Here is an 18658-nt window from a genome sequence, read left to right on the forward strand (position 1 = left end):
TGCGCGGCCGCGCCGCGGGGCTCAGCTGTCCTCGAGGATCGAGTCGGGCTGGATGTCGATCTTGGCACCCGTGAGCTTGGCGGCCAGACGCGCGTTCTGCCCCTCCTTGCCGATGGCGAGCGACAGCTGGTAGTCGGGCACAAGCGCGCGGACGGCCTTGTTCGAGGCATCCAGGATGAAGCTCGACGTCACCTTCGCCGGCGACAGCGCGTTGGCGACGAACTTCGCGAGCTCCGGGTCGTAGTCGACGATGTCGATCTTCTCGCCGCCGAGCTCCTCGGTGACGGCGCGCACGCGGCGGCCGAGCTCGCCGATGCAGGCGCCCTTCGCGTTGATCGACGGGTCGTTGGCCTTGACGGCGATCTTGGTGCGGTGGCCCGCCTCGCGCGCGAGCGAGACGATCTCGACGAGACCCGCGGGGATCTCGGGGACCTCGAGCGCGAACAGCTTGCGGACGAGGCCCGGGTGCGTGCGCGAGACGGTGATCTGCGGGCCCTTGGTGCCCTTGGCCACCGACGTCACGTACACACGCAGGCGTGCGCCGTGGGCGTAGTCCTCGCCGGGCACCTGCTCCTCGGGAGGCAGGATCGCCTCGACCGAGCCGAGGTCGACGTGCACCATGCGCGGGTTCGGGCCCTGCTGCACGATGCCTGCGACGATGTCGCCCTCCTTGCCGCGGAACTCGCCCAGCACGGCGTCGTCGGCGATGTCGCGCAGACGCTGGCTGATGACCTGCTTCGCGGCGAACGCGGCGATGCGGCCGAAGTCCTCGGGGGTCGACTCCTCTTCGCCGACGACCGCGCCCTCGTCGTCGAGCAGCGGGATGAACACCGCGACGTGACCGGTCTTGCGATCGAGCTCGGCACGCGCACCCTCGGGCAGCTCGCCGGTGGGCGACGTGTGCTTGGCGTAGGCGGTCAGGATCGCCTGTTCGATGATGTGCACGAGCTCGTCGAAGGGGATCTCCTTCTCGCGCTCGACGGTCCGCAGAAGTCCGAGATCGATGTCCACAACAGCCTCCGTATTCAGCTCTCACCGGAGCGTCTACGCGCGCCGGAACCCTCCAACATTACCGGATGCCGCGGCCCGCCGCCCTGGGAGTCGCCTGACGCCCCTCTCCGCGAGAGCGTGGGGCCCTCATCCAGCGCCGCAGTCGTCCACGTGGGTGTCGGCGTGGCGGAACCTCGCGTCGGTCCAGGTGAGCAGCACCGGGATGAAATGCGACCCGGGCAGGAGCGTGCGCAGGTGGTCGTAGCCCTGGTACTGCAGACTGCGCACCTGCTCGCCCTGCGCGCACAGGGTATCGACGAACTCCCGCTGCAGGTGCGGCGGGATGACTTCGTCCTCGCTCCCCCAGGCGATGAGGATCGGGGTGCCCCACGGTCCGTTCGGCGTGTTGTCGGCCAGGCGCTTGCCCAGTGCCCCGGCGGTCAGATCGCCGACGTACAGCGGACGGTCCTCCGAGACGCCGAGTGCTGCGGCGACCGACACGATCACGCCCGGCTCCGTGGGGCAGCGCTGGGTCATCTCGCGCACGATCGACTCCGCCCCGGGAGCGATGTAGTCGGTGAGCTCCACGTCGTCGTACGTGTCGGCGTAGGGCACGAGCACCCACGAGATGAGGATCGACAGCAGCGCGTTCGCGTCGCCCGTCGTGAGCTCACGCGCCAGCTTCACCGGCTCCGCGGCGGGCGCAAGCACGGCGGTGCCCCGGATGTCGAGGTCGGGCGCGTAGTCCGGCGCGAGCTGCGTGGTCCACAGTGCCGCGTGGCCGCCCTGAGAGTGACCCCACACGACCGTGTGCGCAGAGAGCGTGAGACCCTCGAGCTCACGCGCGGCGATGACGGCGTCGAGCGACGAGCGCGCCTCGCCGCGGCCGATCAGATAGGGGAACTCGCCGGGCGCGCCCTGCCCCGAGTAGTCGGAGGCGACGACCACCCATCCCTTCTCGATCGCCTGGTCGAGGCCCGGGATCGCCCATTTCGTCGCCGACGCGTCGCGCAGGCTCGGCGCGCAGCCGCGCGCGACGCCCGTCGTGCCGTGGTTCCAGATCACGACGGGGCGCGGACCGGGCGGGGGGTCGTGCGGCACGATGACCAGTCCGCTGGCGACGGCGGGCTGCCCGTTGGCGTCGCGGGTGGTGTACAGGGTGCGGTAGACGTCCGCGTTCGCGGGCTTCTGCCCCGTGAACTCGTCCCACCGGATCAGCTTGCCGTGGTCGTACGGCACCACCGCGGGCGGGTCGTAGAAGGCGTCGACGACCTGGGCGCCGTCCTCGAACCACGAGTTCGCCCACCATCCCCCGGCGGCCAGCACGATGAGCAGCACCGACAGCGCGTAGCGCCCCGCCGCCAGCCACGCCGCACGGGCACGGCTCGGCCGCGCCAGGACGACGTCAGGGGATGCCGGCGGCCGAGGCGCCGCCGGATCCTCGCCCTCGGCGAGTCCTGGCGACGCGGCGGCGTCAGGGTCCGGGGCGGGAACGGCCGCCGGCTCTTCGCTCGGGGCGGGCTGGGCGGTCGCGGGCACCGAGCGCCGACCTTCGACGTAGGCGCGCACGGCGCGCACCAGCAGGGTGGCGCCGAACACGATGGTGCGCACACCGAAGACGAGCGCGACCACCAGCACCGTCACGTCGGGCCAGGCGTACGACAGCACGCCGAACGCGACCTGCGCCGCGCCCCACACCGCCGACAGCACGCGCTGGCTCACTCGGCCGCGCGAGAGCGCGTCGTACAGCGAGGCGAGGCCGCCGAGCACGAGCAGCACGGCGATCAGCTCCGGAAGCAGCTCCAGCGTGCGCCCGAGGCCGACGAGGACCGCGAGACCGAGCGCGATCCACAGCCCGCCGAACGTCACGCGCGACCACAGCGGCGTCTCGGGGGCGGCGAGCATGCGGGCCAGGCCCGACAGGATCGCGCTGATGCCCACGTAGATCGTGAGCACGAGCAGCGACGTCAGCGGCCGCGTGACGATCAGCAGGCCGACCAGGAGCGAGAGCGCGCCCACGACGACGAGCACGACCGGCGGGGCTCCGCGGACCAGTCGCGGCACGATGCTCCATCCGGCCGTGGGCCGGCGCGTGCCCTCGCGGATCATCCGGCCCATGTTAGGCGGCGTTCCCGTGCGTCCGGTCAGAGCCGGCAGCGTGCGGCGCGGCGCCGCAGCACAGCGCGACGCGGCGGCGCAAGCCCCTCGGCGCCCTGGACGGGCATCGCCTAGCGTGGCTCTCATGTCGTCCGACACCGGTTCCGCGGCGCGCGCCGAGGTGCGCGGCGCCGCCCGTCGCGCCGAATCGAACCCGGTGTTCGAGACGCTCGCGCGCGCCGGCTTCGTCGCCGACGGCGTCGTCCACATGCTGATCGGCGTGCTCGCGATCGTGGTGGCGTTGGGCGGCCAGGGCGAGACCGATCAGTCCGGTGCACTGCTGACCATCGCCGGGGCGCCGCTCGGCTTCGTGGTGCTGTGGGTCGCCGCCCTCGCCCTGGCGGCCCTCGGCGTCTGGCAGCTGTTCGACGGCATCCTGGTGCGCCGCGATTCGCCGGCGCGCACGTGGGGCGCGCGGCTGATCGAGTGGGCCAAGGCCGCCGTGTTCTTCGCGCTGGCGATCGTCTCCGCCGCGGTAGCCGTGGGCGCACGCCCCGACCCCGACGACAGTGTGCAGGAGGCGAGCCGGGGCGTCCTGTTCGTCCCCGGCGGTCCGATCGTGCTCGGCATCGTGGGCGTGGCCATCGGAGCGGGCGGCGTCGGGTTCGCCGTCATCGGTCTCACGCGCCGTTTCGTCCCGCGGCTCTCGCTGCCCTCGGGGCGGCCCGGCAGCATCGTGACCGGCATCGCCGTCGTCGGCTACATCGCGAAGGGGCTCGCCCTGCTGGCGGTCGGAGTGCTGCTCGTCGTCGCCGCCGTCAAGGTCGATCCCGGCGACACCGGCGGTCTCGACGCCGCGCTGGACGGCCTGATCGCACTCCCCCTCGGTCCGCTGCTGTGCGGGGCCATCGGGGCGGGGCTCGTCGCGTACGGCGTGTACCTCGTGCTGTCGGCGCGCTACCGCCGCCTCTGACGGACGGCGCGCGGTGCGGCATCCCTCCGCTCTTCAGTCGCGCGGTGCGGACCCCAGCGCGTTCACGGCGCGGATGAGGCGGTACAGGTCACCCACCCGGAACTGGTTGAGCCGCAGCACCAGCCGCGGCAGCGCGACGGCGTCGTCGTCCTCGCGTTCGGCCGTCAGCGCGCCGCGGCTCTCGATGCGGCCCTCGGCGACGAGATCGGCGAAGCGCTCGTTGAGCTCGTCGACCTCGGCCTCGGTGGGCTCGGCCTTCAGCCGCAGCACCAGGCGCTTGCCCACCCAGCGCAGCGAGTCGTAGTTGCGGTAGAACCCGGTGATCTCGTCGACCGCCGCCTCGACCGAGTCTGTGACGAGCACACGATCGAAGTCGCCCTTCGAGATCACCCCCGACGGCAGCAGGTGATCGTCGACGAACCGCTGCAGCCCCGCCCAGAAGGTGCCGCCGGGAGCATCCAGCAGCACGATGGGCGTCGGGTCGGCCTTGCCCGTCTGCTGCAGCGTCAGCAGCTCGAACATCTCGTCGAGCGTGCCGAAGCCCCCGGGGACGCACACGAACCCCGCGGACTCCTTGACCAGCATGAGCTTGCGCGTGAAGAAGTACTTCATGGCGACGTTGCGCGCGTTCGCGCCGACGATCGCGTTCGGCCTCTCCTCGAACGGCAGCCGGATCGACACCCCGAGCGAATGGTGCGGACCGGCGCCCTCGGCCGCCGCCTCCATGATCCCGGGGCCTGCCCCGGTCACGACCATCCAGCCGCGTTCGGCGAGCACGGCGGCCGTCTCGGACGCCTGCCGGTACAGCTGGTCCTCGGAGCGCGTGCGCGCCGACCCGAAGATCGTGACCTTGGGGATGCCGCGGTACGGCGCGAACAGCCGGAATGCGGCGCGCATCTCGCTCAGCGCCGCCGACGTGATCTTCAGGTCGAGGCGGTCGGTGTCGTCGAGCCCCAGGCCGATGCCGGTGGCGAGGATGCGTGCGATGAGGTCCGCGTCGTGCGAGATGCCCGCGGCGGCCATGGTGGCACGCAGCTCCTCGGTGACGGGGTGCGGGATGGTTCCGGTGTCGCTCTGGCCCATGACGCCAGCGTGCCACGTCACGCCGCCGTCCGGTGACCGGAACGTGAACGGTGGATGCCGCCGCCTCCGCTTCGCCGCCGACCCGGGGACGTGCCGACGCAGGATGGCACGATGCGCCGCACCCTCGGCATACTGGGCGGGAACGACGCGGGCGGGCACGGCGCACGGGAAGAGGCTTCGCATGACCGACGGCACCACGAACATCGCGATCACCGACGCGATCCGCGTCCCCCGCACGGGTGGCCTGCGCGTCGCGGACCCCGGTCTCATCGGCCTGCTGGGGTTCGTGATCGCCACCGTGATCGCCCAGCTCGCGCACCTGGGCCTGCAGGACGACGCGCCGGTGTTCTGGATCGGGGCCGCCTTCGGCGGCGTCGTGCAGGTGACCGCGGGCATGCTGTCGTACTTCGCGGGCGACAACTTCCACTTCATCGTCTACAACGCGTTCGGCTGGTACTGGATCGTCGTACCCGGATTCCTGCTGGGAGAGGAGCTCGGTTTCTTCGAGGTCACCGCGTCGGCGCGGGGCCTGTTCTCGCTCGTGTTCGCGATCCTGGCGCTGCTGTTCGTCCCCGCCGGAGCCGCGCACAACACGGTGCTGCCGATCACGCTGCTGTGCGTGTCGTTCGGGCTGGGCTTCCAGGCGATGGGTGCCTTCACCGGCGCGGAGGGCCTCGCGATCACCGGCTCGATCGTGCTCATCGTGGCATCGGCGCTGGCCGCCTACATGCTCGTCGAGAAGTTCTACTGGCGCACGATCGGCCGACGCATCGTTCCCCTCGGCCCGCCCTGGCTGGACGCGGACCCCAACCCGGAGTCCTGACGCGCGGCCACCCGTGCCGACGCGTGGTCCACCGTTCTCAGACCATGCCCTCGATGAGCTCGGCGGCACGCGCGGCGCCCCCGAGCGTGCGCAGCTCGGCCCCGACCCGCCCGGCCGCTTCACGGAACGACGGCTCGGCGAGCACCCGGTCCGCCGCCGCCTGAACCGCGGACGCCGTGGGCCTTCCGGTGCGCAGATTCACGCCCGCTCCGCTCCACGCCACCCGCGCGGCCACCTCGGGCTTGTCGAGATCGCCGCCCGCGATGACGAGCGGGATCCCCTGGCCCAGCATCGCGATCGTGCCGCCCCAGCCGCCGTTGGTGATCGCGAGATCGACACGGGGCAGCAGGGCGCCGAACGGCGCGAATCCCATGACACGCACGTTGGCGGGCACCGGGAACGGGAACTCGTCGCGGCCGGCCACCCCCGTCGTCGCGACGACGAGGACGTCGCGCCCCTGCAGTGCCGCCAGCGCGGGTCGCACCAGATCGTCGGGGTCGATGTTCTGCGTGCCCTGCGTCACCAGCACGACACGACGTCCGTCGAGGTCGCCCCACCAGGGCGGCAGTTCCGCGGCGGTGCCGGGCGCGGCCTGCGCGGCCACTTCGCCGACGAAGTGCACGTGCGCCGGCCGGTCTGTGCGGCCGTAGTCCAGCAGAGGCGAGCCGCTCGCGGCGATGAGAGTCGGTGAGAAGACGATGCGGTCCATGCTGCGGCCTCGCGTGGAGAGCCCGATGGCCGCCTGCGCCCTGTCGAGCGCGGTGACCAGCGGCCGCGAGATGAGGGGCACGAGTCCGCGCAGCGCCGCGTCACGCGTCCTCATGATCGGATTGGTGCCCGGACGCAGGCCCATTCCGCTCGGCGGTCCGCCCGGGCCCACCAGATTCAGCGGCACCACCGAGACCGTGGCCCACGGCATCCCGGATCGCTCACTGAACAGCACGGCGCCGATCGACACCTCGTCGGCGGCGAGTGCGTCCCACGGCTCGCGCTCCCACTCTGCGGAGAGGTCGGCGACCTGCGCCGGGGCGGTGGCGATGAAGCAGTCGACGACGTTGACGAGCATCTGCTGCATGCCCTTCTTGCCGACGAGGCGCGGGAACGTCGCGGCCAGGTCGTTCTCGTCGAAGTCGGGAGCCTGCTGCCACGGGATCAGCCGGGCCCCGGCCGCCTCGACCTTCGCCCGGAACCGTGACCCCGTGTAGAAGCGCACGTCGTGGCCCCGATTAACGAGCACGCGGGCGACCGCAGCCAGCGGTGCGACGTGACCGGTGAAGGGCATGGCCGTCAGCAGGTATCGACCCATGCGCGACATCCTCTCCTACCCGGATTCCGGTAGGCCAGAGGACGGACACGCGAGCTCTGATACTTCACCGGCTGTCTCGCACGGTGCTCGACGCTCGGTGCGTTCCCCTCGCCGCCGCTCGATCGCAGGGAGCCGTCCCGCAGCCCCGGAACGTGCGGGCTAGGCGCGCAGACGCGCGACGGCCTCCGCCGCGGGCACGACCTCGCGGTCGCCGGTGCGGCGGTCCCACAGCTCGACCTGACCGTCGGCGGCACCGCGGCCGACGACGACGATCTGCGGCACGCCGACGAGTTCGGCATCGCCGAACTTCACGCCAGGCGACACCTTCGGGCGGTCGTCGTAGAGCACGTCGAGCCCGGCAGCCTCGAGGTCGGCCGACAGCTGCGCGGCCACCTCGAACGCGACGGCGTCGCGGCCCGCGGCCACGACGTGCACGTCGAACGGCGCGACGGCGGCCGGCCACACGAGGCCCTTGTCGTCGTTGTTCAGCTCGGCGAGGTTCGCGAGGATGCGGGTGACGCCGATGCCGTACGAGCCCATCGTGACGGTCACGAGCTTGCCGTTCTCGTCGAGCACCTTGAGCCCGAGGGTCTCGGCGAAGAAGCGGCCGAGCTGGAAGACGTGTCCGATCTCCATGCCGCGGGCGAGCTCCACGGGGCCGGAGCCGTCGGGCGCGGGGTCGCCGGGGCGCACGTTCGCGACCTCGACGAAGCCGTCGCCCGCGAAGTCACGGCCCGCGACGAGGGTGTGCACGTGCTTCTCGTCGATGTTGGCGCCGGTGACCCACGAGGTGCCGTCGACCACACGCGGGTCGAGCAGGTACCGTATGCCCGTGGCCGACTCCTCGCCGAGGATCGCCCCGGTCTCGGACCAGGGCCCGATGTACCCCTTCACCAGCAGCGGGTTCTTCTCGAAGTCCTCCGCCGTCGCGGCCTCGACCGCGGCGGGCGCGAAGGCCACCTCGGCGCGCTTGTCGTCGACGTCGCGGTCGCCGGGGATGCCGACGATCACGAGTTCGCGCGTGCCGTCGAGGTGCGTGAGGGCGAGCACCACGTTCTTCAGCGTGTGCGCCGCGGTCCACTCACTCGCATCGGCCGTCGCGGGACCGGCGATGCCCGGTGCCGGCGCGTCGAGGTGCGCGTTGGAGTGGTCGACCAGCGTCTGGATGGTGGGCGTGTTCGGCGAATCGAAGATCACCGGGGCGCCCAGTCCGTCGAACGGGAGCGCGTCGGGCACGACGGTCGTGAACGCCTCGACGTTGGCGGCGTAGCCGCCGGCGGAGCGCACGAAGGTGTCCTCGCCGACGGGGGTCGGGTGCAGGAACTCCTCGCTGCGGGCGCCGCCCATGAGGCCGTTGTCGGCGGCGACGATGACGTACTCGAGACCGAGACGCTGGTAGATGCGCTCATAGGCGTCGCGCTGCGCCTGGTACGAGGCATCCTGGCCCTCGTCCGTGTAGTCGAACGAGTAGGCGTCCTTCATCGTGAACTCGCGGCCGCGCAGGAGGCCGGCACGCGGACGCGCCTCGTCGCGGTACTTGTCCTGGATCTGGTAGATCGTCAGGGGCAGGTCCTTGTACGACGAGTAGAGGTCCTTGACGAGGAGGGTGAACATCTCCTCGTGCGTGGGCGCCAGCAGGTAGTCGGCGCCGCGGCGGTCCTGGAGGCGGAAGATGCCGTCGCCGTACGAGGTCCAGCGGCCGGACGCCTCGTAGGGGTCGCGGGGCAGCAGCGCCGGGAAGTGCACCTCGAACGCGCCCGCGTTCGCCATCTCGTCGCGGATGATCGCCTCGATCTTCGCCTTGACCTTCAGCCCCAGTGGCAGCCACGTGAAGATGCCCGGCGCGGCGCGGCGGATGTAGCCGGCGCGCACGAGCAGCCTGTGGCTCGTGACTTCGGCGTCGGCGGGGTCTTCACGGAGGGTGCGGAGGAAGAAGTTCGACAGACGGGTGACCACGATCGTCAAGTCTAGGGCCCGTGCCTACACTGATCGGGTGCCCGCCCGCCGCCCTCGACTCGCTCCAGACCGTGCGCACGACGAGCTGATCGACTCTCTGGCGCGGCTGCGCGTCGACCTCGGTCTGCCGACCGCCTTCCCGGAGGAGGTGGATGCCGCGGCCGCCCGCGCCGCCCGGTCGGTGCCGACCGACCCGGCCCTCGCCGGACGGGACGACCTCCGTGACCTCGAGTTCCTGACGATCGACCCGGCCGGCTCGACGGACCTCGATCAGGCGATGCACCTCGAGCGCACCGCGACCGGCGGCATCCTCCACTACGCGATCGCCGACGTCCCGGCCTTCGTCGAGCCGGGCGGTCCGGTCGACGCGGAGGCGCGCCTGCGTGGGCAGACGCTCTACGCGGCGGACAGGCGCATCCCCCTGCACCCCGTCGTGATCAGCGAGGATGCCGCGTCTCTCCTTCCGGATCGCGACCGGCTCGCGTACGTGTGGCGGTTCGAGCTCGACGACGGCGCACGTCCGGTCGCGACGACGCTGCGGCGCGCGGTCATCCGGTCGCGGGCGCAGTGGACGTACACCGGCGCGCAGGTGGCGATCGATGCCGGCGCCGCGCCGCCTACGCTGCAGGCGCTGGCGTGGTTCGGGCCGCAGCGGCTGGAGCGCGAGGCCGAGCGCGGCGGCGCGAGCCTCAACGTGCCCGAGGCACGCGTGGTGCCCGGCGACGACGGCGGGTACCGGCTCGAACGCGAGGCGCCCCTGGTGGTCGAGGACTGGAACGCCCAGGTGTCGCTGCTGACCGGCATGGCCGCCGCCGAGCTCATGCTGCGCGGCCGCGTGGGCATCCTCCGCACGATGCCGGCGGCCGAGCCCGACGACGTCGCGGCGTTCCGCGCGCAGACCGTGGCGCTCGGCCTGCCGTGGCGCCTGGACGTCGCCTACGGCGACTACCTGCGCGCGCTCGACCGCCACGATCCGTCGGCGCTCGCGATCCTGGATGCCGCGACCGGCCTCTTCCGCGGTGCGGGGTACGTCGCCTTCGACGGCGAGCCGCCGACCGACCCCGTCCAGTCCGCGATCGGGGCGCCCTACGCGCACACCACCGCGCCGCTGCGCCGGCTCGTGGACCGCTGGTCGCTCATCGTGTGCGAGGCGATCGCGAACGACCGCGAGGTGCCCGGATGGGCGCGCGAGAGCCTGCCGTCGCTGCCGAAGATCATGGGGCGCAGCGATGCTCTCGCCAGCCGGCTCGAGACCGGGACGCTCGACCGGGTCGAGGCCGCTCAGCTGGCGGGCAGGGAGGGCCGGACGTTCGATGCGGTCGTGCTGGGCAGGCGCAACGGCACCGCCCGCGTGCAGCTGACGGATCCGCCCGTCGCCGCGCGGGTCGAGGGCCTGGATGCGGCCGCGGGGACGACCGTGCGGCTGCGCCTCACGTCGGCCGACATCGCGACCGGCGAGATCGCCCTGGCACCCGCTCCCGCGCCTTGACTGCATAGCCTGGAGGCATGACGACCGTCCTCCTCACCGGCTTCGAACCGTTCGGCGGCGACGCCGCCAATCCGTCCGGCGAGGCGGTGCACCTCGTCGCGTCGCGCTGGACGGGTCCCGAGGTGCTCGTGACCGCCGTCCTGCCGGTGACGTTCGCAGGCGCCGCGGAACGTCTGCGCGAGCTGATCTCCGAGCATCGGCCGGACGTCGTCATCGCCGCCGGGCTGGCCGGCGGCCGCGCCGCGATCGGCGTGGAGCGCGTGGCCGTCAACCTCGTCGACGCCCGCATCCCCGACAACGCCGGCGAGCAGCCGGTCGATGTGCCGAGCGTTCCGGGTGCGCCGGCGGCGCACTTCGCGACCCTCCCCGTCAAGGAGATCGTCGGGCGCATCGCGGCCGCGGGGATCCCCGCCGAGCTGTCGTACTCGGCCGGGACGTTCGTGTGCAACCACGTGTTCTTCACGGCGCTGGAGGCCGCGGCATCCCCGGTCCGCGCCGGATTCGTGCACGTGCCCTGGTCGACCGAGCACGCCCCCGCCGACGCGGCGACGCTCCCGCTGCGCGAGATCGCCGACGCGCTGGAGATCGCGGTGCGCACGAGCGTCGAGGTGACCGAGGACGCCGTCGTACCGGGCGGCACTCTGCACTGACGCGGCCCCCTGCGCGGAGGCGCGGTCCGGACGTCAGTCGCGGGCGGCATCGATGGCGGCGGCCGCCGCCGCCGTCACCGTGGCGACGATCGCGGCGCGTCGCGCGGACGCCCGCGTCGCGGCAGCGGCCGGAACCATGAGCTCGTCGAGCTGCGGCAGTACCGGCCAGGCGTTGACGAGGCTCACGATGGTGAGGAGCAGCTCCCCCGCAGCCTCCCGGCCGACGCCGGGCAGCATGGTCTGCAGCCGCGTGACCTTCTCGGCATGGTAGGCGACGCGGGCCGGGTTCTCGGCGGCCGCACGGCCGCGCTCGAGGCCCTCCCAGAAGATGAGCCGCGGGATGACGCCGTCCGCGAGGTGGTGGTCGAACAAGCGCCCGGCGTAGTCGCCGGCGGCCTCGGGGCCGCTGCCCACCGGGGCGACGGCATCCATCGACTCCCGCAGCACCTCGGCGAGGACGGTCGCGAACAGCTCGTCCTTCTTGCCGAAGTACTGGTAGATGCGCTCCTTGTTCACGCCCGCGGCCGCCGCGATGCGGTCGACGCGGGCGCCGGCGAGGCCGTGCTCGCTGAACTCCGCCGTCGCGGCGTCGAGCAGCAGCTGCTTGGTGCGTTCGGTGTCCCACGCCATGTCGCCATGCTATCCCGGATTCCAACTGAATGGTTGCGGAATACTCGACGGCGTGATTCACTTGCAACCAACCAGTTGCAACCATTCGGTTGGATTCTTGGAAGGATGCCGCACATGCCCGCTTCGACCACCTCCACGCCCACCCGGGCCGACGCCTCCGCCACTCCCGCACCTGTTCCCGCTCACGTCCCCTCCATCCACGTCCGCGCCGCGATCACGTGGCTCGCCATCTTCCCCCTCGTCTCGGTCGGCATGCTGCTGCTCGCCCCGGTCTCGGAGTCGTGGCACCCGGTCCTGCGCGCGCTCGTGCTCACCGCCGTCGTCGTCCCGCTCGCGGTGTACGTCGTGGTTCCTCGGCTGCTGCGAGTGCACGGAGCGATCGTGCGCCGGCGGCGCGCTCGCTGACCTGCGAGGACGTCGTGGGTCGGCGTCGCTCGGTGTGAGGTCAGTGTCCTCCGGCCTCAGCCACGGCGTCGGCCCAGGTGCAGCACCTCACGGACGACCAGCCCGGCAACGAGTGCCCAGAACGCCGCGCTCACACCGGCGATCGCCACTCCGGACGCCGCGACCAGGAACGTCACGACCGCGGGCAGCCGCTCCCCCGGGTCGTCGATCGCCTGCTGCACCGCCGAGCCGAACGCCCCGAACAGCGCGATGCCGGCGACGGCCGGGATGACGGCATCCGGGGCCACCACCACCAGCGCGACGAGCGCTGCCGACAGACCGCCGAGGACGATGCCCGAGGCGCCCGTCGACACCCCCGCCACCCACCGGCGCTTCGGATCCGGATCCGCGTCGGGAGCGGCGGCGAGCGCGGCGCTGATGGCGGCCAGGTTGATCGCGTGCCCGCCGGCGGTCGCACCCAGCGCCGTGCCGACTCCGGTCACGAGCATCGCGGGTCGCCACGGCACCTCATAGCCGAAGCTGCGCATGATCGCGACGCCCGGGACGTTCTGCGACGCCATCGTCACGAGGAACAACGGCAGCGCGAGACCCACCACAGCGCCGAGGGTCAGGGCGGGCGCCGTGAACTCCAGCCGCGGCACCAGCACCCCCGGGTCGATCGAGGCGCCCGTGACCACGACGTCCACGCCGACCACGACGGATGCCGCCACGAACGCCAGCGGCACGGCCCAGCGCGGGGCGAACCGCACCCCGATGAGCCACACGATCACGACCGGAGCGACGCCCCACGGGTTCGCGACGATGCCGGTGACGGGCGCCAGGCACAGCGGCAGCAGCACGCCGGCGAGCATCGCCTGCGCGATCGACGGCGGGATCCGGGCGATGAGGCGGCCGAGCTGGGGCCACAGCGCGGTCAGCAGGATCAGCCCCGCCGTCACGAGGAACGCGCCGACCGCGGCCGGCCAGCCCCCGTCGACGGCGCCCGTCGCCGCGAGCACCGCGGCTCCGGGGGTCGACCACGCCACCGTGATCGGCATGCGGTAGCGCCACGCGAGGACGATGGATGCCGCACCCATCGTGAGGCACAGCACGAGCAGTCCGCTCGCCGCCTGCGCCGGGGTCGCGCCGACGGCGTCGAGCCCGGTGAGCACGACGGCGAACGAGCTCGTGACCCCGACGAGCGCCGTGACGATGCCGGCGACGATGGGGCGCGAGAGCGGCGCACGAGGCGGAGGGGCATCCCCGGCGCCGGCGTCCGCCCGCGGCTCGACGGCGTCGCTCATGCGGCCTGCCGCCCGCGGTAGACGGCGGTGCGCAGCTCGACGGCCCACACGTCGGCGCGAGGCATCCCGAGCTGCTCGGCGACCGCGATCTCGGACTCGACGTCGTACGGCACGCGCACGAACCGCACCTCGAACGGCGCGGGGCCGACCGCATCGGGCACCCCCTCGAGGATCACGTAGCTCGGCGTCGGCTCGTCCAGCGGATTGCCGACGCTGCCGACGTTGAAGAGGGTCCGGCCGTCGCGGGACTCGATGTAGGCGTCGTGGATGTCGGCGTACCCGACGACGGTCGGCTGGGGCCCCTCACCCGTCATCGCCGTGGCCCGGAACATGCCGTCGAACTCCTCGTCGGTGTGGTGGAAGTGCACGCGGACGTGGGGGCTCTCGGCCGAGGCGTGGAAGAGCCGCACGCGCCGGCCGCTCAGCGTCACGTCGTGGCTGAGCGGCAGCGTGCGCAGCCACGACCGCTGCGCAGGCGACAGCTCATCGCGCCACCACCGCATCTCCTCGGGCTCGTCGTCTCCGATCCCGTCGAGGAAGTCGTCCCAGTTGCCGCGGATGTTCACCTCGCACACCTCGCGCACGCGGTCGACGACCGCACCGCCGCGGGGTCCCTTGCCGGCGTTGTCGCCGAGGTTGACGATGCGCGTGATCCCCCGGCGCGCGATGTCGTCGAGCACGGCCTCGAGCGCCGTCAGGTTGCCGTGGACGTCGGAGATGAGGGCGATCCGTTCGAGGGGCACTCTCGTGATCCTGCCACGTCCGCGAAGCCGGGATGCCTCTAGTGTCGGGGTGTGCGTCGCCTGCTGCTGATCCTGACCGCCGTGGCGGCGGGCGCCGCCGCGGGCCTCCTGGCGTGGGCCGAGGCGGTGGACCGGCGCACGTCGCGCGCGGCGCTCGGCGACGCGTCCGTGCCCGGCGGGCGCGAGGCCGTCGTCGTGCTCGGCTACCGCGACGCGGGACCGCGCGCGAACCTCGTCAACCGGTACCGCGTGCGGGTCGGGCTGCGATCGCAGAGCTCGCAGGCGTCCGAGAGCGTGCTGGTGCTGTGCGGAGGCGCTGTCGGCGGCGCCGTGCCCGAGGCCGAACTCATGGCGCGGTACGCGCGCGAGCGCGGGTACACCGGCCCAGTGCGGCTCGAGACGGCGAGCCGCACGACGGCCGAGAACATCCGCAACGCGATCCCGCTGATCTCCGACGCCGACACGATCAAGGTCGTGTCGAACGCGCCGCACGCCGTCGTCGGCCGCGAGTACCTATGGGAGCTGCGTCCCGACCTCGCCCGCCGCCTCGCCCGCGGCGACGACGCCCGCCTCGGCGAGGCTCCGATCCTCAAGGTCGCCGCCGCGATCATCGCCGCGCGGCACCGCGCCGCGCAGCGCCGCTGAGCCTCGACGGTTGCGCCGCACGCACCGCGAATGGTGGGATGACCAGCGGAACATCTTCCTCGGGGGTCCGGTGCGTGCGCCGGAAGGACGGAGAATCGGATGCCGAAGCCTGCCTCGCGCGTGCTGCTGCTGTCGACCGCACTGGCGCTCGCGGGCGTCGTCGTCCTGGCGCCGGGCGCCGGCGCGGTCGAGCCCGGCCAGGTCGGGGTCTTCCCGACCTGGAGCGTCTCGGGGTCCGCCGGCGCATACACGGCGACGCCGACGTTCCCCGCCTCAACCGGCTTCCCCGCCACGACGGTGACGTCCACCGGGTCGACGCTGGGCTCGCCGTCCGGCGTCACGGCCTTCCTCGGCGCCGGCACGGACTTCGGTGCGGAGTTCGGCACGAGCCGATCCCAGCCCTATCTCACGCTGTCTCCGGCGGGGACCGACAGCTCCGCGACGACGATCTCGTTCGACGCCGCGCCTCCCGCGGGGTGGGGCTTCGCGTTGGGCGACATCGACGCCGACTGGGCGTACATCCAGGCTTTCGCGGACACCGCCCAGACCTCGCCGCTGCCGCTCTCAGCGCTCGGCTTCCAGTCCGCGGGCAACTACTGCGCCGCGACCCCGAAGCCCGGCACCTGCGGGAGCGCGCCGTACACGGACGCACCGGTGTGGGTCACGGCACCCGAGCTGTTCGACGGCATCAACTATCTGCCGGGGACGCTGCGCGGCAACAGCCTCCCCGGCGCGCCCGCCGCCACCCGTGACACGTCGGGCGCGTACGGCTGGTTCCAGCCGGACGCCTCCGTGCGCAGCATCCGGATCCTGTTCGGCATCCGCGACGGCTTCCCGACCGCGCAGCTGTGGCTGGCGAGCCCGGCGCCGAAGGTCGTGATCACCGGCACGGTGACGACCCCCGACGCTCCTGCCGGAGCGGCGGTACCGGACGGGACCATGGTGCAGGTCGAGCAGCCAGATGGCCAGCCGCTCCTCGACATCGAGGACCAGCCGCTCACGGTGCCCGTCGACCCCGCGACCGGCACATACACGATCGAGCTCCCGCAGGCCGAGGAGGGCTACATCGCGACCGTGATCGTGCCGCCGGACTTCGTCGCGCCCGATCCGGTACCCCTGCCCGGGCTGCCCGACGACCCCGAGACGCTGGTGGCGACGGCACCGCCCGTCGTCATCGTGCCGGTGGCCGTCACGCCGCCCCCGGAGCCGCCCGCGCCACCGGCCCCTCAGCCACCTGCACCCGCGCCCGCGCCGGCCGTCGGACCGCAGCTCGCGGAGTCCGGCGTCACCGTCGATCCTGTGCTCCTCGGCCTCGCCGGCACGCTCCTCGCCGCAGGGCTCATGCTCGCCCTCGGCACACGATCCCGCGCCACCCACTGACCTTCGCCTTCGGGTGTCCCGATTCGCGGCGTCAGCTCGCCTCGTACTCGGCGAGCGCGTCGGCGATCATGCGATGCCCCTGGGCCTCGAACGCGACGTCGCCGACCTGGTGCGCCCACGCGGCGGTGCCGATCGCCTCGCGCAGCCGCATGAGGAGCCAGTGCGAGGGATGCCGGGGGTCGCTGCCGTAGCCCTCGAAGAACGCCGCTTCGCACGCGGGGCTCTCGCGCCACTCCTGCACCGACAGGCGTGCGAAGTCCGTCGCCGCGGGCCGGAACGCGAAGCGGCCGAAGTCGATGATCCGCACCTCGTCGCCGTCCACGAGCCAGTTGCGCGGCTGCCAGTCTCCGTGTGTCGGCACGAGGTCGGCCTCCACGGGCTCGAGCGCCGCGAGCACGGCGCGCAGGCGCGCTTCGATATCGGGCGAGATCGCGTGCGGGGCGTCGAGCCAGCGCAGCGCTCGGGCGGTGGCGGCGGCATCCACCCCGTCAGACGGACGCGCCGCCTGCCCGTGGAAGTCTCGCAGCAGGCGGCCCGCCCGACGATGCACCTCGGGGTCGAGCCCCGCCGGCGTGCGGTACGCGAGCGCGCCCGGCAGCCACCGCGTCACGAGCACGCGGGCGTCGCGGTCGTGATGACGCAATACTGCCGCGTGGCCGGTCCGCGCCCACGTGTCGACGAAGCCGCCGAGGTGCGCGTCGAGCTCACGCCCGAAGTGGTGCCCGTCGGGTCCGGCCGCCTTGACGACGAACTCCTCGCCGCCGCTGCGCACCCGCAGCACGAGCGTCTCGACCTGGTTCCAGCTCAGGTCGGCGACGAACTCCGCCTCGGGCAGCCACGTGTCGACGAGCGACCGCTGACCGGTCGACAGCCGGCCGAGCGTCATCAGGACGTGATGACCTGTGCGGTGCCGACGGCGGCGTCCGGACCCATCTCGTCGGCGATGCGGTTCGCCTCCTCGATGAGGGTCGCGACGATCTCGGACTCGGGCACGGTCTTGATGACCTGGCCCTTCACGAAGATCTGGCCCTTCCCGTTGCCCGACGCCACACCGAGGTCGGCCTCGCGCGCCTCGCCGGGGCCGTTCACGACGCAGCCCATGACCGCGACGCGCAGCGGGACCGTCATGTCCTTGAGGCCCTCGGTGACGTTGTCGGCCAGCGTGTAGACGTCGACCTGGGCGCGACCGCACGACGGGCACGACACGATCTCGAGCTTGCGCTCGCGCAGGTTGAGCGACTGCAGGATCTGGTGGCCGACCTTGACCTCTTCGGCAGGCGGCGCCGACAGCGAGACGCGGATCGTGTCTCCGATGCCCTCGGACAGCAGGATGCCGAAGGCGGTGGCGGACTTGATCGTCCCCTGGAAGGCGGGACCGGCCTCCGTCACGCCGAGGTGCAGGGGCCAGTCGCCCCGCTCGGCGAGCAGCCGGTAGGCCTTCACCATGACGATCGGGTCGTTGTGCTTGACCGAGATCTTGAAGTCGTGGAAGTCGTGCTCCTCGAAGAGGGATGCCTCCCACACGGCGCTCTCGACGAGCGCCTCCGGCGTCGCCTTGCCGTACTTCTCCAGCAGACGCCGGTCGAGCGAGCCCGCGTTCACGCCGATGCGCAGCGACACGCCCGCGGCCTTCGCGGCCGCGGCGATCGCGCCGACCTGGTCGTCGAACTTGCGGATGTTCCCCGGGTTCACGCGCACCGCGCCGCAGCCGGCGTCGATGGCCTGGAAGACGTACTTCGGCTGGAAGTGGATGTCGGCGATCACGGGGATCTGGCTCTTCGCCGCGATGATGTGCAGCACATCGGCGTCGTCCTGCGACGGCACGGCGACGCGCACGATCTCGCAGCCCGAGGCCGTCAGCTCCGCGATCTGCTGCAGCGTCGCGTTGATGTTCGTCGTCGGCGTCGTCGTCATCGACTGGACGCTCACGGGGGCGTCGCCGCCCACCAGCACCTTGCCCACCTTGATCTGGCGGGTCTTGCGACGGGGGGCGAGCGTTTCGGGGACCTTGGGCATCCCGAGATTCACGGCTGGCACGCTCCCAGCCTACGCGGGTGGCGGTGCCCGGGCGTCGGTAACCGGGCGGGAGGCGGCATCCCGGGTCTGCTAGGGTGACCGCATGTCCGCGCGACTTCTTTGGTGGCCCACCGCATAGGCGGTGGGTTCGCGCGACCGACGACCGCCCCCGGGGCGGTCTTCTTTTTC

At 72.5% G+C, this 18658-nt stretch carries 17 protein-coding genes; 7 read left to right on the plus strand and 10 right to left on the minus strand.

Translation table 11 applies throughout. The annotated features are described in order from the left end of the window. Positions 1-21: 21 nt before the first annotated feature. Positions 22-1011: a transcription termination factor NusA gene (gene nusA, locus ACFWJ8_RS11735; RefSeq protein WP_378811536.1), complete on the minus strand. Its 990-nt coding sequence runs from the start codon at positions 1009-1011 to the stop codon at positions 22-24. A gap of 126 nt (positions 1012-1137) precedes the next feature. After that, positions 1138-3099, minus strand: coding sequence for a lipase family protein (locus ACFWJ8_RS11740; protein WP_378811538.1), 1962 nt, complete (start codon positions 3097-3099; stop codon positions 1138-1140). 133 nt (positions 3100-3232) lie between these two features. On the opposite strand from ACFWJ8_RS11740, the gene ACFWJ8_RS11745 reads away from it, so the two are divergent. Then, positions 3233-4060: a DUF1206 domain-containing protein gene (locus ACFWJ8_RS11745; protein WP_378811539.1), complete on the plus strand. Its 828-nt coding sequence runs from the start codon at positions 3233-3235 to the stop codon at positions 4058-4060. A 33-nt stretch (positions 4061-4093) separates the two neighbouring features. On the opposite strand, the gene ACFWJ8_RS11750 is transcribed toward ACFWJ8_RS11745, so the two are convergent. Next, the gene (locus tag ACFWJ8_RS11750) at positions 4094-5143 is read right to left on the minus strand and encodes a TIGR00730 family Rossman fold protein (RefSeq protein ID WP_378811540.1); all 1050 of its coding nucleotides are present in this window, start codon (positions 5141-5143) and stop codon (positions 4094-4096) included. Positions 5144-5324: 181 nt separating this feature from the next. Here ACFWJ8_RS11750 and ACFWJ8_RS11755 point away from each other — a divergent pair, with 181 nt between their 5' ends. Further along, positions 5325-5966, plus strand: coding sequence for an acetate uptake transporter family protein (locus ACFWJ8_RS11755; protein ID WP_378811541.1), 642 nt, complete (start codon positions 5325-5327; stop codon positions 5964-5966). Between the two features lie 37 nt (positions 5967-6003). Here ACFWJ8_RS11755 and ACFWJ8_RS11760 read toward each other — a convergent pair whose 3' ends face one another. Then, positions 6004-7272, minus strand: coding sequence for a glycosyltransferase (locus ACFWJ8_RS11760; RefSeq protein WP_378811543.1), 1269 nt, complete (start codon positions 7270-7272; stop codon positions 6004-6006). A 159-nt stretch (positions 7273-7431) separates the two neighbouring features. Continuing rightward, positions 7432-9228, minus strand: a complete 1797-nt coding sequence (locus tag ACFWJ8_RS11765) for a proline--tRNA ligase (protein WP_378811544.1) — start codon at positions 9226-9228, stop codon at positions 7432-7434. 37 nt (positions 9229-9265) lie between these two features. Here ACFWJ8_RS11765 and ACFWJ8_RS11770 point away from each other — a divergent pair, with 37 nt between their 5' ends. After that, positions 9266-10717: an RNB domain-containing ribonuclease gene (locus ACFWJ8_RS11770; protein WP_378811546.1), complete on the plus strand. Its 1452-nt coding sequence runs from the start codon at positions 9266-9268 to the stop codon at positions 10715-10717. A gap of 17 nt (positions 10718-10734) precedes the next feature. Continuing rightward, positions 10735-11367 (plus strand): pyroglutamyl-peptidase I, encoded by a 633-nt coding sequence (gene pcp / locus ACFWJ8_RS11775; protein WP_378811547.1) that lies wholly within the window; start codon positions 10735-10737, stop codon positions 11365-11367. Between the two features lie 33 nt (positions 11368-11400). Here pcp and ACFWJ8_RS11780 read toward each other — a convergent pair whose 3' ends face one another. After that, entirely contained in the window at positions 11401-11997 is a 597-nt protein-coding gene (locus ACFWJ8_RS11780) for a TetR/AcrR family transcriptional regulator (RefSeq protein WP_378811548.1), read from the minus strand. 114 nt (positions 11998-12111) lie between these two features. Here ACFWJ8_RS11780 and ACFWJ8_RS11785 point away from each other — a divergent pair, with 114 nt between their 5' ends. Continuing rightward, complete coding sequence (locus ACFWJ8_RS11785; protein ID WP_378811549.1) at positions 12112-12402, plus strand: hypothetical protein; 291 nt, start codon at positions 12112-12114, stop codon at positions 12400-12402. A 56-nt stretch (positions 12403-12458) separates the two neighbouring features. On the opposite strand, the gene ACFWJ8_RS11790 is transcribed toward ACFWJ8_RS11785, so the two are convergent. Beyond that, complete coding sequence (locus tag ACFWJ8_RS11790) at positions 12459-13685, minus strand: benzoate/H(+) symporter BenE family transporter (RefSeq protein ID WP_378811551.1); 1227 nt, start codon at positions 13683-13685, stop codon at positions 12459-12461. After that, positions 13682-14428 carry a metallophosphoesterase family protein gene (locus ACFWJ8_RS11795; RefSeq protein ID WP_378811552.1) on the minus strand — a complete coding sequence of 249 codons (747 nt, stop codon included), beginning with the start codon at positions 14426-14428 and terminating at the stop codon, positions 13682-13684. Before ACFWJ8_RS11795 ends, ACFWJ8_RS11790 begins: the two co-directional genes overlap by 4 nt. Before the next feature lie 51 nt (positions 14429-14479). Between ACFWJ8_RS11795 and ACFWJ8_RS11800 the strand changes: the two genes are divergently transcribed. Both ACFWJ8_RS11800 and ACFWJ8_RS11805 read left to right on the plus strand, forming a co-directional pair. Beyond that, complete coding sequence (locus ACFWJ8_RS11800; RefSeq protein WP_378811553.1) at positions 14480-15073, plus strand: YdcF family protein; 594 nt, start codon at positions 14480-14482, stop codon at positions 15071-15073. Between the two features lie 99 nt (positions 15074-15172). Next, positions 15173-16453 carry a hypothetical protein gene (locus tag ACFWJ8_RS11805; RefSeq protein WP_378811555.1) on the plus strand — a complete coding sequence of 427 codons (1281 nt, stop codon included), beginning with the start codon at positions 15173-15175 and terminating at the stop codon, positions 16451-16453. A 31-nt stretch (positions 16454-16484) separates the two neighbouring features. Here the strand turns inward: ACFWJ8_RS11805 and ACFWJ8_RS11810 are convergent, their stop codons facing one another. Then, complete coding sequence (locus ACFWJ8_RS11810; protein ID WP_378811556.1) at positions 16485-17339, minus strand: phosphotransferase; 855 nt, start codon at positions 17337-17339, stop codon at positions 16485-16487. Next, complete coding sequence (gene ispG / locus ACFWJ8_RS11815) at positions 17339-18490, minus strand: flavodoxin-dependent (E)-4-hydroxy-3-methylbut-2-enyl-diphosphate synthase (protein ID WP_378811557.1); 1152 nt, start codon at positions 18488-18490, stop codon at positions 17339-17341. Before ispG ends, ACFWJ8_RS11810 begins: the two co-directional genes overlap by 1 nt. Between the last annotated feature and the right edge of the window lie 168 nt (positions 18491-18658).

Source organism: Microbacterium sp. NPDC058389, assembly GCF_042722305.1.
GTDB lineage: Bacteria > Actinomycetota > Actinomycetes > Actinomycetales > Microbacteriaceae > Microbacterium.